A 15092-nucleotide genomic window follows, 5' to 3' on the forward strand; every position below is an offset into this window, starting at 1 on the left:
CGTGCCCAAGATAGTTAGCTGGAAACGGCTTGTGAAAATAGGTAGTCGCCGACTTAACAAAGAGCTCTGAGAGAAATCTCAGGGCTTTTTTGTTGCATAAAAATATGGCATGATTTTTGGTTGTAATGCCAATAGGTCAGGACTTGACAGAAACACTACTATGTAATACAATGTAGATAAGCTACTACGCATTACATACTAGCAGAGAGGAGGACTTATGGAAAACAATGCACAACTTTTAAAGGGTGTTCTGGAATATTGTGTTCTGAAATTGATTGCGCAAGAGCCGACCTATGGTTATGAGATTGTGATGCATCTGAAACAGGTCGGATTTTCTGACTTGAGCGAGAGCACGCTCTATCCGCTGCTATTGCGCTTGGAGCAACAGGGAAAGGTCACGGTGGAGCGCAGACCTTCCCCCAAGGGACCGAGCCGAAAATATTACATTGTAACGGAAGAAGGGCGGCGGGCGCTTCTTGAGTTCCGGCAGGATTGGAGCCAGCTCTGCCAGCTGGTGGAAAAAATTTTTAAGGAGGAGCCAGATGAATAAGTATTTTGCATTGCGAAAAACAAACCGGATGCGTACCGAGTTGCTGACTGAAAAAAGTCAGGAGCAGCTTGAAGAAGTGATTCGTTATCTTCGCCGGGTCAGCTGGGACTTCTGTGGTATCGAACTTGTGCGCAGCGATTTGCTTGATATTGCAATCCAAGCCAACAAGGAAAATCAGGAACTGTTTCATTCGATTTCGGACGCAAAGACCTTTGTGGAAGAGGTCAAGCCAAGCTTGAAAACACTGAGAGCTGGAGATTACTTCTGGTATGTTGCACCGCTGTATTTCTTTTTTGGGTGGGGCGTGGAAGGCTTGCTGCTCTATCCGGTAATTGGAAATTGGGTTTTTGAACTATCCGTAGGGTATCTGATGCAGCTTGTTGTTGCATTGACCGCGTTTTGCATACTGTTCCGCCGGATGATGGAGCAGGTGGGTTTTCCTCCACGGGAACACTGGCTCAAATACATCGCTTGGATGGCGCTATATATCGTAGTGCTGTATGGGACAGGCTGGTTCTTTACCCAGATCGCGGGTAAGATTGTACTGCTACGGCTTCCGATCCTTGGTTATTCGATTTTTTGCCTCCTTCTGGGTGCTGGGCTATATGCAATCCATTTCTGGCTATATGGAAAAGACCCACGTCTGAGTGCTCGCATATAAAACAAAAAACGGCCCCGCCGCGTGGAAAACTCCAACGCAGCGGGGCCGGGTCGTTATCAGGTGGGGTATCCTTTAAGAAGGAAGCTTCGGCTTAGCCTTTGCCTGCGCAGCCGAACAGCTCGATCTTCTCCTTGCACTTGGCCTCGATGGCCTTTGCGCCGGGAGCCAGCAGTTTGCGGGGGTCGAAGCCCTTGCCCTGCTGATCCTTGCCCTCTTCGATGTACTTGCGGGTGGCCTCAGCGAAGACCAGCTGGCACTCGGTGTTAATGTTGATCTTGGAGACGCCGAGGCTGATGGCCTTGGCGATCATGTCGTCGGGGATGCCGGTGCCGCCATGCAGGACCAGAGGAATGTTGTTGGTAGCCTTGTGGATGCGGTCCAGAGCCTCGAAGTCCAGACCCTTCCAGTTGGCCGGGTAGACGCCGTGGATGTTGCCGATGCCGGCAGCGAGGAAATCGATGCCCAGATCGGTGATCTTTGCGCACTCTGCGGGGTCAGCGATCTCACCATTGCCCACAACGCCGTCCTCGACGCCGCCGATGGAACCGACCTCGGCCTCGATGCTCATGCCCTTGGAGTGTGCCAGAGCGACCAGCTCCGTGGTCTTGGCGACATTCTCCTCGATGGAGTAGTGGCTGCCGTCGAACATGATGGAGGAGAAGCCAGCCTCAACGCAGGCCTTGCAGCCCTCGTAGGTGCCGTGATCCAGATGCAGAGCGACCGGAACGGTGATGCCCATCGAATCGACCATTGCGTCCACCATTGCGGCGACGGTCTTGAAGCCGGTCATGTACTTGCCGGCACCCTCGGAGACGCCCAGAATGACGGGACTCTTCATCTCCTCGCAGGCGGTCAGGACAGCCTTGGTCCACTCCAGATTGTTGATGTTGAACTGAGGCACACCGTAGTGGCCGTCGCGGGCTTTGATGAGCATTTCGGTTGCATTTACCAACATATTATTTACCTCCAAAATTTATCGGGGTCTCTTCGTACCCACACAGCACTTCGTGTATGGTTTAACGAAGTTGCAACCTAAGTATACCCCAAACAGAGGGCAAAATCAATCCACTAGAGAGTTTTTGTAATCAAACCGAAGCTTTCTTGGCCGGAAACGCAGTCGAAAAATGGAAAAACGAGCGAAATGCAACATTTTTACAAGCGACGACAACATCTGAGCAGAGGAACGAGAGAGGGACAAAAGGGGATGATTTTCAACAGAAGACTGCATTCGTCAAAATGATATTGGATAAAAAGGCAAAAGAATGGCTGCTTCGATTCAAAAATTTGTCATAATTCTGACTTGAAAATTACAAAATGTATGCAAGGTTCTGAGCCTGTCGAGATGAGAATGTGGAAAACCTCGTGGAAAGTGTGGAATTCAACCTGAAAAACAGGCATGAGCGCTTGAGTTTTGAACTCTTTCCACAGGGTTTTCAACTTGTGGAAAAAACAGGGCCGATATACGATGGGTAAAGCGGTTTGGATGTGGAAAACTTTTGCATCCGGCAAAAAGACGGATGCTCGGTGTGCAGAGGGACAACACTTACCCCATGCGGTGCTGTCCGGACCGCAGCACAGAAATTTCACGGGAGAAAAATCACAATTCTATGGCGAACACCGGCTTCTTATGTTATACTTCAAGATGAGTCATCATCGCCTGCCGCACTGCGGCATGGAAAGATTTGCTGAATGAAACACAACGGCGCCGGGCCGGAAGAGCCACGGCGTCCTGCGATAGAAATGGAAGGAGCACTTCATGGAAGAACGCAATACGTCCCGCCGCCCCCGCCGCGAAAAGGCCGAGGAGCAGCCCCGGAACGAGAGCCTTGTTTACGGAAAGAACCCGGTCACGGAGCTGCTGAAGAGCGGCTCCGGCGTGGATACCGTGCTGCTGGCAGAGGGCATGGCCCCCGCTGTGGCGGCCTACTACACCGCAATGGCCAAGGAGGCCGGTGCCACCGTCAAGCGGGTGCACCCCAATAAGCTGCGCCTCATGACCGGCACCGAGAGCCATCAGGGCGTAGCTGCCTTTGCCAGCGAGATCGAATACGCAACGGTGGAGGACCTGCTGGCCGCAGCCAAGGAGAAGGGCGAACCGCCCTTCCTCGTGCTGAGTGATGGCATCGAGGACCCCCACAATTTGGGCGCAGTCATGCGCTCGGCCCTGCTGTGCGGCGCACACGGCATCGTCATCCCCAAGCGGGGCGGCGCATCCGTGACCCCCACCGTCATCAAGTCCAGCGCCGGTGCTGCGGAGCGACTGCCCGTGGCCCGGGTGGCCAACATCGGCGAGACCATCCGCCGCCTCAAGGAGCAGGGCGTTTTCGTCTACTGCGCCGATATGGATGGCGTGTCCCTGCGTCGGAACAACCTCACCGGCCCCATCGCACTGGTGCTGGGCAGTGAGGGCAGCGGCGTGTCGCAGCTGGTGAAGAAGCTCTGCGACGGCGTGGTGAGCCTCGATATGGCTGCACGAGGCACCGGTGTGGACAGCTTCAACGTCTCGGTAGCGGCTGGCATCATCCTGTATGAGATCCAGAGCCAGCGTGCCGCACAGGGCTGAGACGCCCTCAATAAGAGATCAGGGAGGGAAGACAGCAGATGCCAAAGGATGAAGAGCGGAAAGAACTGACGCAGGAAGAGATCGACGCCCGCGACGAGAAATTCCGTACCTTTTTTACGACCAGTGTGGCGCAGGTCCCGGAGGAGATGACCCGACGGGACGATGGAGCGGCCGAAAAGCCTAAGGGCCTGTTCGGTCGGCTGTTCCGCCGCGAGAAAACGGAGCCGCAGGCCGACGGCGCAGCGGAAGAGAGCAACACCGGCGAGATCCAGCTGGGCGGTGAGGAGCAGGAGAACCCCTCCGAGCTGGAGCTTGTCCTGAAGCTGGAAGAGGAGACAGAGCCTTCGAAGCCTGAGACGCCGGAGCCGGCGGGAGCGGCGAGTGCGGCGAGTGCGCCCCAGCCGGAACCGGAGAAGCCCCAAGTGTCCCAGCCCAAAGCGCCGGAGACGCCTGCCCCCCAGCCGGACAAAATGCCAACAGAAAAACAGTCTGCCTCCCGGAAAAAGGCCGTCCAGTACGGCCCACGCACCCCGCAGGAGCAGTACGAGGACCGGGAGATGCAGGCACTGAAGGCCATGCTCTTCGGCCCGAAGCCTCAGCCGGAGGCCGAAAAGCCGGAGAAGAGCGTCCCGGAAGCCCCGGCTGTCCAGAAGCCGGGACCAGAAAAAGAGCCGGATGCCAAGCCGGAGAGGCCTGCTGCGCCGATGCCCGAGCTGGTGTTTGCGGAGGACAAGACGGCGAAGCTCCATGCAGCCCCGGCCATGCACTTCTTCGGCAAGGGGGAGGACGAGGAAACGCCCTCTGCCCCCACCCGCACGACGCCGCCCAGCAGCGACGACAGCATGAGCCTGCCGCTCATTGACCTGAACGACGACGGGCCTGCCCCCGCAGAGACGCCGGACGCCGAAGCGCCTGCGCAGCCTGCCGCAGAGGAAGCCGCCCCCGCAGAAGAGGCGACCGCCGAGGCGGAAAAGACCCCCGAAGCGCCTGAGCAGATGGGCGACCGGCTGCGCCGGATGAGCGCGGCCCTTACCCTGCGCTGTGCGCTGGGCGGCATCCTCGCGCTGGTGCTGCTCCACTTCGGCCTTGCCGCAGAGGGCCTTGTCGGCCCGCTGGCCGGGCTGGACCCCGTGACTGCCCCGGCGGCGTTCTACGCTGCCAACCTGCTCTTCTACGCCTTGGCACTGGCCGTTGGCTGGCCCGTCCTGCGGGATGGCCTGCAGGGCCTGCGGGGCCGTCCCAGCATGGAGACGATGCCCGCGCTGGCCGCTTGTGCCGCCCTGCTGCAGGCCGCTGTGGCCCTGCTGAACGCCAAGAGCTATCAGCCGTCCAGCTTCACCCTCCTGTCCGGCATCGCGGCGCTGGGACTCTTCCTTGCGCTGCTGGGCGACCGGGTGCTGCTGGCCTCGGTGCAGGGCGGATTTGCGCTGGCGCAGGCCGCACCGGAGCGGCGCGGCGCGTTCCGCGCCAAGGACAAGGAGCTTGTCCGGGTGCTGGCTAAGAATATGGAGGAAAAAGACCCGTGGGTGCTGCTCAGCCGCCCCACCGAGTGGGACGACGCGATGGTGGAACAGGGCTTTGGCCCCCGTGCCTGTGAGCGCCGCGCCTGCAAAACGAACTATATCCTGCTGGGCGTGGCCCTTCTGGCCGGATTCGTATTCCTCGTCATGGGCGGCGGCGTCAACGGCAGCGCGGCGGCCCTGACCGCCGTGCTCTGCATGGGGTCGCCCCTGTCCTCCACCCTTATCGCCGGCCTTGCGTCTCTGCGGCTGCAGCAGACCGCAGCTGCCTCGGGCGCTGTGGTGCCCGGCTGGTCGGCCATCGAGGAGCTGGGCGGTGTGGACACGGTGCAGGCCGACGCCGACGAGCTGTTCACGCCGGACAGCGCCTTGCTGGAGGACATCCGCATCTTCAAGGGCGGCCGCATCGACCGGGCCATCCTCTATTCGGCCAGCGTCCTCAGCCAGTGCTGCAATACCCTGAGCGGCCTGTTCCGCCAGATCATCGAGGACCGCACCGACATCCTCTACCCCGTCAAGGATCTGGAAGTCCATCGGGGTCTCGGCTTCTCCGCGTGGTGCGACAACAACCGCGTCCTCATCGGCTCCCGCGCATACATGGAAAAGGAAGATGTGCCCCTGCCCGACGAGGAGTATGAAGCCAAGCACTCGAAAAACGGCGAGCTGCAGATCCTGTATCTGGCCGTCTCCGGCAGTCTGCACGCCATGTTCGTGCTCCGGTATGTGGGCGGGCGGAATGCGGCCCGTGGGCTGGAACAGCTCCAGAAGGAGAACATCCAGCTGCTGGTGTCCTGTCAGGACCCCAGCCTGACGGCACGGCAGATCACCGACGCCTACCACCTGCCCGAGGGGATGGTCGTCCTGCTGGATCAGGAGCAGTGTGCCGCACTGGATGCCGCCACCGCCCAGAACACCGGCTCTGAGGACTGCTGCATCCTCTGCACCAAGGGCTTTGCCAGCCTGACCGGCGGCCTGCGGGCCGCAGAGCAGGCCCAGAACGCCGAGACGACTGCCACCACGGTACAGCTGGTGTCGGTGTGGTTCTCGGTGGCCATTGCCGTCCTGCTGACCTATGCGGGCAGCGTGGGGATGCTGAGCGTGGCCGCAGTGCTGATGTATCAGGCCGCGTGGAGCGCCCTCAGCATCGCCGTCTGTGCCCTCAAGCAGCACAGTTGAAAAAATAAATAGGAATTATTCTTGATTTCTATCCCGAATTCTGTTATACTATCCTCAGAAAGAAACAAGACCTAGCGCACACCCGGTACCGAACAAAGCGGGCTGCGCGTAGAATAAACCAAACCTGACATGGCCTATACTGGCAGTGTCAACACATCAGAGAGGAGAACAGAATATGGAACTCAAGGGTACCAAGACCGAGAAAAACCTGATGGAAGCCTTCGCCGGTGAGAGCATGGCCCGCAACAAGTACACCTTCTTTGCAAGCGTCGCAAGGAAAGAGGGCTACGAGCAGCTGGCCGCTATCTTTGAGGAGACCGCCGGCAACGAGAAAGAGCACGCCAAGCTGTGGTTCAAAGCCCTGTGCGGCGGCGCGCTCCCCGACACCATGACCTGCCTTGAGATGGCTGCAAGCGGTGAGAACGACGAGTGGACCGAGATGTACCCCCGGATGGCCGCTGAGGCCAAGGAGGAGGGCTTTGCCCAGCTGGCCGCCCTCTTCACGATGGTGGGACAGATCGAGAAGGAGCACGAGGAGCGCTACCGCGCCCTCGCTGCCAACCTCAAGGAGGGCAAGGTCTTTGCCCGGGAAGAGCAGCAGGTGTGGGTCTGCCGGAACTGCGGCTACACCCATATCGGCAAGTCTGCACCCCTCAAGTGCCCGGTCTGCGCCCATCCCCAGAGCTATTTTGAGCTGAAGGCCAAGAACTACTGATTTTTACGGCATCTGAGAGCCGCCGCACCTTTCTGAGGGTGCGGCGGCTCTTTCGTCCGGCGGCAAAATGCAGTCTGCACGTTTTGTATAAATTTGAGGGTGGTGTTTTAGTGCCTTTCACGAAAAGATGCGCGAAATTGTGACACTTCTGGCGAAGAACTTGACCCTTCTTTGGGGGACGTGTACAATAAACGAGTAGTGAGTGGAATTATGTGCAGTGCACATTGCGATAGACGGAATGATACGAAGGAGGGAAGTGCTACCCTATGAACAAGATCACACGGCTTGCGGCTGCCCTCGTGCTGAGCGGGCTGCTTCTGGCGGCTCCCGCCGCACAGGCTGCGCCGTCGCTTCTGGGACAGTCTTCGAACTTTGAGCTGGAAGTGAGCGAGATGGAGCTGGAGATCACGGCCGACGACCCCCGGCCCAAAGCCTATCTCTACACCGGCGGACAGAGCGACTACTACTTCATCGTCTGGATGAGCAGCAACCCCACCGTGGCCACTGTGGACGGCGACGGCCGCGTTACGGGACGCAGCGCCGGTGAGGCGACCATCAGCGCCATCACCGACCGGGGCGAGTATGCCGCCTGCAGGGTGACGGTCCGCAAGGAAAGCGGGGACGCGGCCAGCAAAAAGCCGGCCCTCGACCATGTCACCCTCAACCTCATCATCCAGTACGACAACGCCCACCCCAGCCAGAAGCTGCAGCTCATCAACACGAGCGGCTCCTTTATCTACGCCTACCAGTGGATGAGCAGCGACCCTGAGGTGGCGACGGTGGACACGGAGGGCCTTGTCACGGCCCAGAAACCCGGCACCACCACCATCACCGCGCTGGCGTCCAACGGTCAGGCTCTCCGTTGTGCCGTCACCGTCACCAGCGACGTGGGCAAAGTGACCCTGAATAAGCACGACCTGCTGCTCCGCACCGTGGGCGCAAAGGAAGCCCTGACGGCCTCTGTAGCCGTGGAGGGGGGCGTCAGCGTCCCCATCACATGGGTCAGCAGCAACCCCGGCGTCGCTACAGTGGACGCCTCTGGCGTCGTGACCGCTGTTGCGGACGGTGAGGCGAAGATCACCGCCCTCTCGCCGGATGGCCGCTTCGACAGCTGCAGCGTCTTTGTGGGCCTTGCCGCCGACAAATACAGCAGCGAAGAAGATCTGGCCGAGGAACTCAAGCTTCCCGACCCCTATGTGGCCGTCCGGATGAACCGGCTGAGCTGAGAAAAGATCTGCAAATGAAACGCCCCACACTTGTCGAAAGACAGGTGCGGGGCGTTTGTTTATTGCTCCACCAGCGCAATGAAGGCCTTCATCTGGGGCGTGAGCCATTTATCCTTGTGGTAGAACAGCTGGCGGTGCATGGTGACGGTGCAGTCGGGAACGCGAAGGCGGGCCAGACGCCCGGCGGAGAGGGCCGGGCAGACGATGTACTCGGGCAGGAAGGAGAGGCCCATCCCGCGCTCTACCATCTGGCAGAGCAGGGAGGCGCTGCCCAGCTCGATGTAGGGATGGATGGCCAGCCCCCGGGCCGCAAGGCGCTGGTCGAGGGCATCGCGGTAGCTCATGCCCCGCTCCGTGAGAAGAAATTCCTGCTGGGCCAGCACATCCAGCGGCACGGCCTCGGCCTCGGCCAGCGGGTGTCCGGCGGGGGCTACGAAGCAGACCGGCTCCGGCACGTTGACGGCCAGCGTCAGGCTGGGCAGGAGCAGGGGCTGGTCGAGGGTGTAGGCGAGGTCGATCTGGTTGGCCCCCAGCAGCCGCAGCATCTCGTCTGCGGTGGCAGTCCGAAGCACCAGCTCCACCTGCGGACAGAGGGCGTGGAACTGCTGCAGCAGGTCGGGCAGGAAGGTGCTGCACACCGAGTCTGCCAGCGCCACCCGCAGGGTGCCGCTGACGGCCCGGGCGGGCATCAGCGCGGCCTTGGCCTGCTGGGCCGTGATGAGAAGGGTGCGGGCGTAGCTCTGGAAGGTCTGGCCCGCGTCGGTGAGGCGGACGGTCTTTCCTACCCGGTCGAAGAGGGGCGTGCCAAGCTCTGCTTCCAGCTGTGCGATCTGGGCCGACACCGCCGACTGAGAGTAACCCAGCTCCCGCGCAGCGCTGGAAAAGCTGTGCAGCTCGGCGATGTGGAGGAAAGTATTGATATTTCGCAGCTCCATTGCAGTCCCTCCGGCGTCAGCAGTGGTCGATGCCGGTGACGGTCAGCGTCTCGCCGTCCACCTTGAAGTGGACTTCCAGACCGCCGAACTCCATGCCGTAGACCCGCTCGGGGTCGTGCTGGTAGGAGGGGCGGGGGTCGTTTTCCAGCACGCCCCGCAGCGCCGCCTGCTGGTCGGCAGGCACTTTGGCCCAGAGGGCGTCGCCGCAGACCATGTTCAGGTGGTGGGACCGGGTCTGCGCTGTGAAACCTGCGGAGGCATCAGGGTGGCAGTCGGCGTAGGGGATATAGGGTTTGATGTCGTAGATGGGGGTGCCGTCCATCAGGTCGGCGCCCCGCACGATGAGGACGGGGCCGACGTCGGGCCGGTGCTCGATGGCCTCCAGCCGGACGCTGGACAGGCCCAGAGGGTTGGGCCGGAAGGGGGAGCGGGTGGCAAAGACGCCCATCCGGGTGTTGCCGCCGAGACGGGGCGGGCGGACGGTGGGCGACCAGCCCTCCCGCACCGCGCCGGAGAACTGCCACACCAGCCAGATGTGGCTGAAATCTTCCAGCCCGCGCACGGCGTCGGCGCAGCGGTATTCGGGGGTGAAGATGACCTCGCCCCGCAGACTGTCCACCAGCCCGCTTTGGCGGGGGATGCCGAATTTGGTGGGGAAGGCGGTGCGGATATGGGCGATGACCTTGAGGGCCATTTCTTCGGGTGCAGACATAAGCAGTTCTCCTTATTATAAACCGCGGCAGAAGCCCACGGCGCGGCCCTCGATCTGGATCTCCTCGAGCTGGGGGCCGGCGAAGATCATGGGAGGGCAGACGGCGGCGTTGTCGGCCAGCAGCATCACGGTCTCGCCCTGCCGGTGAAAGTGCTTGAGGGTGGCTTCCTCACCGATGCGGACTGCGGCGATCTCCCCCTGCTCCACCTCGGGCTGACGGCGGATGCAGACGATGTCGCCGTCGCAGATGGTGGGGGCCATGCTGCTGCCATGGCAGGTGAGGGCAAAGTCAGCGTGCCACGCGGCAGGGACGCCGATGTAGCACTCGATGTTCTGTTCGGCGGTGATGGGGGTCCCGCAGGCGATGGAGCCTACAAGGGGCACCCGCACCATCTCGGGCAGCGGCTCGAAGCCCGGCGGCGGGCTGAGCAGATCCACAAGGCCCATCAACCACGCAGGAGTAGTGTTCAGCGCCGCCGCCAGCTCCTCGAGCTTGGCCCGGGGCAGGTCGTTGATGCCTTTTTCCAGCTTGGTGATGGAGGATTTGGAACGGTATCCCATCCGGGCGGCCAGCTCTTCCTGCGACAGGCCCAGCTGCTCCCGGCGCTGCCGGATGCGGCCGGATAGATCGGTGTCAGACATAAAGGGCCTCGCTTTCTATCTCGATGCATGATTTTCGGTGTTCTGAGGCTAGTATAACAAAAAATTTACTATAAATCAACTTTTAATCGGCTGTTTCGCAAATAATGTTGACAAATAATCAACTAAGGAATATAATACAACTAATGATTGTACTGCACACTTAAGACGTAAAACGGAAAGGAGAAACGCCTATGACCGACACCATGATGCTCCGCGACTGCATCCGCAGCCGCGGCGTAAAGCTGGGCCATGTGGCCCATGTTCTGGGCATCAGCAGCGGCACGCTCCGCTGCAAGCTGGAAAACGAGCGCGAATTCAAGCTGAGTGAGGCCGAAAAGCTTTCGAAGATGCTGGGGATGACCACCGAGCAGCGTGACCGCTGCTTCTTCGGCCCGGCGGGCTGAGAGCGGGAAGGGAGAAGGAGCGATGACACAGGAGCAGCGTCGGAAGACAAAGGAGGCCCTCGGCTTTTATGGGCAGCGGAACTGGGTCTACGGCCCCCGAAACTGGGGGTGGAAGAAAGCCATTGAGCAAACGGAGGCGTATTACCGGGAGGCAGACCCCGGCCTGCGGGGCGGCATCCTGCAGCTGCGCTACATGGAGAGACGGACGCGGGAAGAGGTGATGGACAAGCTGAACATCAGCTACAGCACCTATCAGAAAGCCCACAGCGACCTTCTGAGCACCATCGCGGTCTTTGCTGCCCATTACGGCGAGCTGTGACGCAAAAATGCCCTCCGGCCAGAGCGGCCGGAGGGCATTCGTGTGCTCAGTGTTTCTTTTCAGGGGTGTCGCAGTGCTGGTGGCAGGAGGCACAGTTGCCGCCGCAGCCCTCGCCCTTCCAGCCGCCTTGCTTGGATACCCAAACCACGGCCAGTGCGAACAGGACCGCCAGCACCAGCAAGGTGATGATACCGCGTACAGTGATCATAAAAAGACCTCTCTTTCGAAAGAATTCCAGCCTCAGTATACACCATTTGACGCAGAAGAGCAATCAAAAAGCACTGTTGATCCAAACTTTTTGCAAAAATCGAAAATTAGGGCTTGCATTTGGGCCTGTGCAGTGATATAATAAGCGTGTTCCGATTCGGAGGATTAGCTCAGCTGGTTAGAGCACCTGCATCACACGCAGGGGGTCTGGGGTTCGAGTCCCTAATTCTCCACCAAGCGTAAGGCCGTTTACCTGAAAAGGTAAGCGGCTTTTTCTTGTATCTACGTGCTTTTTGACATGCAAAAGTGAAACGGATTCACTTTTGCATATTGATAATGAAACGTGTAGGAGGCCCCCTTTTCAGTCGTTTGTAGCAAGTTTGTAGCAGATCTGTAGCAAAATTCGGAGAGGAACGGCAAAATGACCTCAGAAACCCGATTTTTGCAGATTTTTGGATATAAAATTTTATCCTTGAATTTTGTGCAGAATGACGACGGTGCTTTTCATTCGGATTCTGATGCCGTACAATAAAGGAAAAGATCATGGATGAAAGGAGAAATCGCTGTGCGCTACACCATCCGGCATTTTGATTTGCCACTGCTTACCTTTGAAGCAAACATGGACAGTGCAGATACTGACCTCCATATTATAAAGGTCTACGAAGAAAACCGTTCCTTTTTACCTTTGAACCTGACTGTATCAGAAGATGGTGTAGAACGCTGGCTGCGGCATCGCACAATTCCGAAGAACCGAGCGTATGTAGATGCTCTGCTCTCTAAGGTGGGGCTTTCTTTGAATCGACCGCTTGGAATTATTGCAGCCAATAAAGGTCTTTCACTCAATGATTGCTTTTGGGTAGATGCAGAGGGCTCCGGTGACACCTTTGAAAAAGTAAATCTTTACGATAACCGATTCAGTCAGGTGCTGGCAGCAATCGCCTTTACAGGATATGGCAGCAGCATACGAACTTCGCTTGCGTCCTGCCCGGAGTTCTCGACCAACGGGATGCTGCCCAAATGCTGGCGCAGGCAAAACGGAAAAATCTATCTTTATAAAGGTGGCACGTCAGGGTTCAGCAATCTGGGGTTTGAACCATACTCGGAACTGTACGCTTATCAAGTTGCACAGGTGATTGGCGTGAATGCGATTCGCTACACCCTGACAAAAGATCTGAAAAGGACGCTTTGTTCCAAGTGTGAACTGTTCACCAGCAAAGAATATTCTTATATTCCCATCGGACAGCTTGTGTCCAAAGGCGGAATAAAAGCAATTTTTGCGTATTATCAGACGTTAGGTCAGAACTTTGTGGATGCGCTGGAAGATATGCTGGTCTTTGATGCAATCATCTGCAATACAGACCGCCACTATGGAAATTTTGGTGTGTTGGTGGATAATAAGACCAACACGATTGCGGCACCCGCTCCGCTGTTTGACCACGGAAACTCGCTGTTCAGTCTGGGCGGAACGGATCTTTGGGACAACCAGAAAGCATTTGATGAATATGCCCGCACACTGCTTCCGCTTGCATATGATGATTTCTTTGCAGCTGTAAAGAGCGCAATGAAACCTCGTCACCGTGCGATGCTCCATAAGCTGCTGGATTTCCATTTTGACCGCAGAGCGACACGTTATAATCTGCCGCCAAATCGCTTGAAGATGATCGAAAAAGAGGTACAGCGCAGAGCAAGAGTGCTTTTAGGGTAAAAAGGAAACCGTCAAACGTAAGAGATTGCTATCTCATGCGTTGACGGTTTTATGGTTTGTGGGGATATTATTCTTCTGGCAGAGCCAAAACTTCATCCTTGACCAGTTGATTGGCCTTATCAAAGGCTTCGGGCTTCGATTATCTGGTTGGCTTTCGGATGGAGATAGACTTCATCCGGCGTTTTGAATTTGGGCGTGTGCCCGACAGCACGTTTCAGGATATCTTTGCACGAAAAGAAAACAGAAAAACAATAGTCAGCAGACGTAAAGCTATCATAATTTGAAACAAAAGCTCTTGACAGAAAGCTATTTGCAAAATATCCTTAAAAATAAGCAGAAACATTGACCTCTAAAAATAAGGAGCGGACGATGGCATTTGAATTAGGCGGACGCGCTGATAAGTTTGGCAATCGATACGAACGAAGATATTTCGTGTCTCTCATGGCAAAGGTTTTGCAGGGCGGCTTGCTGAGTGTACAGAGTGAGCCCACAGGTGACGATGAAAGCGGCACGGATATTATCGTAGAATACCAAGGCGGAAGGAAGGAGTTTCACCAGTGTAAGGCACGCAACGGCAGCAATGAGCACTGGACGATGTCTGCGTTAGCACGGCATAAGGTGTTTCAGCATATCAAGGATCATGTAAAGACGGAGCAGAATCACTTTGTGTTTGTGACTGCACTTCCCTTTGTGGCGCTGAATGATTTGTGTCTGGCGGCCAGAAATTCGGACTCCTGTCAGCGCTTTGTAACGGATCAGCTGACGACGTATGGCCGAAAAAATCTATTCGATCAGTGGCGAAAAAATCTTGGACTGGGAGAGACAGCAGCGGATCAGGAACAGGCTGCATTCTATCTGCGGCAGTTTGAAATATGTACGCTCAGTGATGATTCGGTAGAGGGAGATCAGTGGAAATACGTGCTCGGCAGTATGTTCACCGGGAACCCGGATGATGTCTATGATGTCCTTTTGAACCTGACGGAGAACGATAATTATGGCAAAACGCTCACGGCGGGGATATTGCAGCAATATCTGGAACAGCGGGGATACCAGCGCCGGCTTCTGGCCTCCGATACCAATATCCCACTGCAGATCGAGCGTCTGAATCATCGGTTCAAGTCCCACTTCCGCCCCATCGGCGATCATCCTTTCCCCATACAGGAAGCTCACACGGTGTTGCAGACCATTCTGGCAGGCAAAAATGTTTTGCTCCTTGGCGATGCAGGCATCGGCAAAAGTGGTTGTGTGCAAGCATTGTTGGATGAGCTGGATAATGAGCATATTCCGTACTTGGCGCTTTCAGTTGACCAAAAGGTTCCCCAAGGCACACCGGAATACTACGGCGAAGCTTTGGGATTCAGGGCTTCGCCAGTGCTTTGCCTAGAAAGCCAGTTGGCCAGTGGTCAAATGGGAGTTCTCATCTTAGACCAGTTGGACTCCCTTCGCTGGGCGACCCGTTCATGCGAAGAAGCACTGGGCGTCTGCGGAGAGATGCTACAGCAGGTGCAGGCTTTAAGCTGCGGAGGAAACCGGACTGTCCGGGTCATTTTGGTCAGCCGCAAGTTTGACTACGAAAACGATTTGGCGCTGCGCAGGCTTTGCACATCGGCAACCCCTGAACAGTCTGGTCTCTGGGAGCCAATCGAATTGCACGTATGGGACGAAGAACGGGTGGAAACTTTTGTAGGCAAAGAACGTTATGCCTGTATGTTGCCAGCCATGAAACGCATTTTGCAGATCCCCTGTTACTTATACAT

15 protein-coding genes and 1 tRNA gene are annotated in these 15092 nt (G+C 57.4%); 11 read left to right on the forward strand and 5 right to left on the reverse strand.

Features of this window, described 5'->3' with window-relative positions; genetic code table 11:
• The first annotated feature begins 217 nt into the window (after window positions 1-217).
• Together ACT8X9_RS09975 and ACT8X9_RS09980 are read left to right on the forward strand one after the other, a co-directional pair.
• On the forward strand, window positions 218-550 hold the full coding sequence (locus tag ACT8X9_RS09975; protein ID WP_015538579.1) for a PadR family transcriptional regulator: 333 nt from the start codon (window positions 218-220) through the stop codon (window positions 548-550).
• Complete coding sequence (locus ACT8X9_RS09980; RefSeq protein WP_444268875.1) at window positions 543-1211, forward strand: hypothetical protein; 669 nt, start codon at window positions 543-545, stop codon at window positions 1209-1211. Before ACT8X9_RS09975 ends, ACT8X9_RS09980 begins: the two co-directional genes overlap by 8 nt.
• 91 nt (window positions 1212-1302) lie before the next feature.
• Here ACT8X9_RS09980 and fba read toward each other — a convergent pair whose 3' ends face one another.
• Window positions 1303-2166, reverse strand: a complete 864-nt coding sequence (fba, locus tag ACT8X9_RS09985) for a class II fructose-1,6-bisphosphate aldolase (protein ID WP_227621804.1) — start codon at window positions 2164-2166, stop codon at window positions 1303-1305.
• Window positions 2167-2967: 801 nt separating this feature from the next.
• Between fba and rlmB the strand changes: the two genes are divergently transcribed.
• The 4 genes from rlmB (at window position 2968) to ACT8X9_RS10005 (ending at window position 8411) form a co-directional block, all read left to right on the forward strand.
• Window positions 2968-3774 carry a 23S rRNA (guanosine(2251)-2'-O)-methyltransferase RlmB gene (gene rlmB / locus ACT8X9_RS09990; RefSeq protein ID WP_227621803.1) on the forward strand — a complete coding sequence of 269 codons (807 nt, stop codon included), beginning with the start codon at window positions 2968-2970 and terminating at the stop codon, window positions 3772-3774.
• A 38-nt stretch (window positions 3775-3812) separates the two neighbouring features.
• The gene (locus tag ACT8X9_RS09995; RefSeq protein WP_444268876.1) at window positions 3813-6470 is read left to right on the forward strand and encodes a cell envelope biogenesis protein OmpA; all 2658 of its coding nucleotides are present in this window, start codon (window positions 3813-3815) and stop codon (window positions 6468-6470) included.
• A 175-nt stretch (window positions 6471-6645) separates the two neighbouring features.
• The gene (gene rbr, locus ACT8X9_RS10000; RefSeq protein WP_227621801.1) at window positions 6646-7185 is read left to right on the forward strand and encodes a rubrerythrin; all 540 of its coding nucleotides are present in this window, start codon (window positions 6646-6648) and stop codon (window positions 7183-7185) included.
• A gap of 266 nt (window positions 7186-7451) precedes the next feature.
• Complete coding sequence (locus tag ACT8X9_RS10005) at window positions 7452-8411, forward strand: Ig-like domain-containing protein (protein ID WP_444268877.1); 960 nt, start codon at window positions 7452-7454, stop codon at window positions 8409-8411.
• Window positions 8412-8470: 59 nt separating this feature from the next.
• On the opposite strand, the gene ACT8X9_RS10010 is transcribed toward ACT8X9_RS10005, so the two are convergent.
• From ACT8X9_RS10010 to ACT8X9_RS10020, 3 genes are read right to left on the reverse strand one after another with little or no spacing between them, the layout of a single operon-like run.
• Window positions 8471-9346, reverse strand: a complete 876-nt coding sequence (locus tag ACT8X9_RS10010; RefSeq protein ID WP_249233630.1) for a LysR family transcriptional regulator — start codon at window positions 9344-9346, stop codon at window positions 8471-8473.
• Window positions 9347-9362: 16 nt separating this feature from the next.
• Complete coding sequence (tsaA, locus tag ACT8X9_RS10015; RefSeq protein WP_444268878.1) at window positions 9363-10058, reverse strand: tRNA (N6-threonylcarbamoyladenosine(37)-N6)-methyltransferase TrmO; 696 nt, start codon at window positions 10056-10058, stop codon at window positions 9363-9365.
• Between the two features lie 15 nt (window positions 10059-10073).
• A complete protein-coding gene (locus ACT8X9_RS10020) occupies window positions 10074-10700 on the reverse strand; it encodes a LexA family protein (protein ID WP_249233628.1) in 627 nt (208 codons plus the stop codon).
• Window positions 10701-10891: 191 nt separating this feature from the next.
• Here ACT8X9_RS10020 and ACT8X9_RS10025 point away from each other — a divergent pair, with 191 nt between their 5' ends.
• Window positions 10892-11104 (forward strand): helix-turn-helix domain-containing protein, encoded by a 213-nt coding sequence (locus ACT8X9_RS10025; RefSeq protein ID WP_227621796.1) that lies wholly within the window; start codon window positions 10892-10894, stop codon window positions 11102-11104.
• A gap of 22 nt (window positions 11105-11126) precedes the next feature.
• The gene (locus tag ACT8X9_RS10030; RefSeq protein WP_227621795.1) at window positions 11127-11423 is read left to right on the forward strand and encodes a DUF1492 domain-containing protein; all 297 of its coding nucleotides are present in this window, start codon (window positions 11127-11129) and stop codon (window positions 11421-11423) included.
• A gap of 46 nt (window positions 11424-11469) precedes the next feature.
• Here the strand turns inward: ACT8X9_RS10030 and ACT8X9_RS10035 are convergent, their stop codons facing one another.
• Window positions 11470-11631 carry a FeoB-associated Cys-rich membrane protein gene (locus ACT8X9_RS10035; protein ID WP_227621794.1) on the reverse strand — a complete coding sequence of 54 codons (162 nt, stop codon included), beginning with the start codon at window positions 11629-11631 and terminating at the stop codon, window positions 11470-11472.
• Between the two features lie 158 nt (window positions 11632-11789).
• On the opposite strand from ACT8X9_RS10035, the gene ACT8X9_RS10040 reads away from it, so the two are divergent.
• The 3 genes from ACT8X9_RS10040 to ACT8X9_RS10050 form a co-directional block, all read left to right on the forward strand.
• A tRNA-Val gene (locus ACT8X9_RS10040) sits at window positions 11790-11866 on the forward strand.
• Window positions 11867-12195: 329 nt separating this feature from the next.
• Complete coding sequence (locus tag ACT8X9_RS10045) at window positions 12196-13335, forward strand: XRE family transcriptional regulator (protein WP_444268879.1); 1140 nt, start codon at window positions 12196-12198, stop codon at window positions 13333-13335.
• Window positions 13336-13704: 369 nt separating this feature from the next.
• The coding region (locus tag ACT8X9_RS10050) for a hypothetical protein (RefSeq protein ID WP_444268880.1) at window positions 13705-15092 on the forward strand (1388 nt) is incomplete at its 3' end.

It is taken from the genome of Faecalibacterium sp., assembly GCF_052358865.1.
Lineage (GTDB): Bacteria > Bacillota > Clostridia > Oscillospirales > Ruminococcaceae > Faecalibacterium > Faecalibacterium butyricigenerans.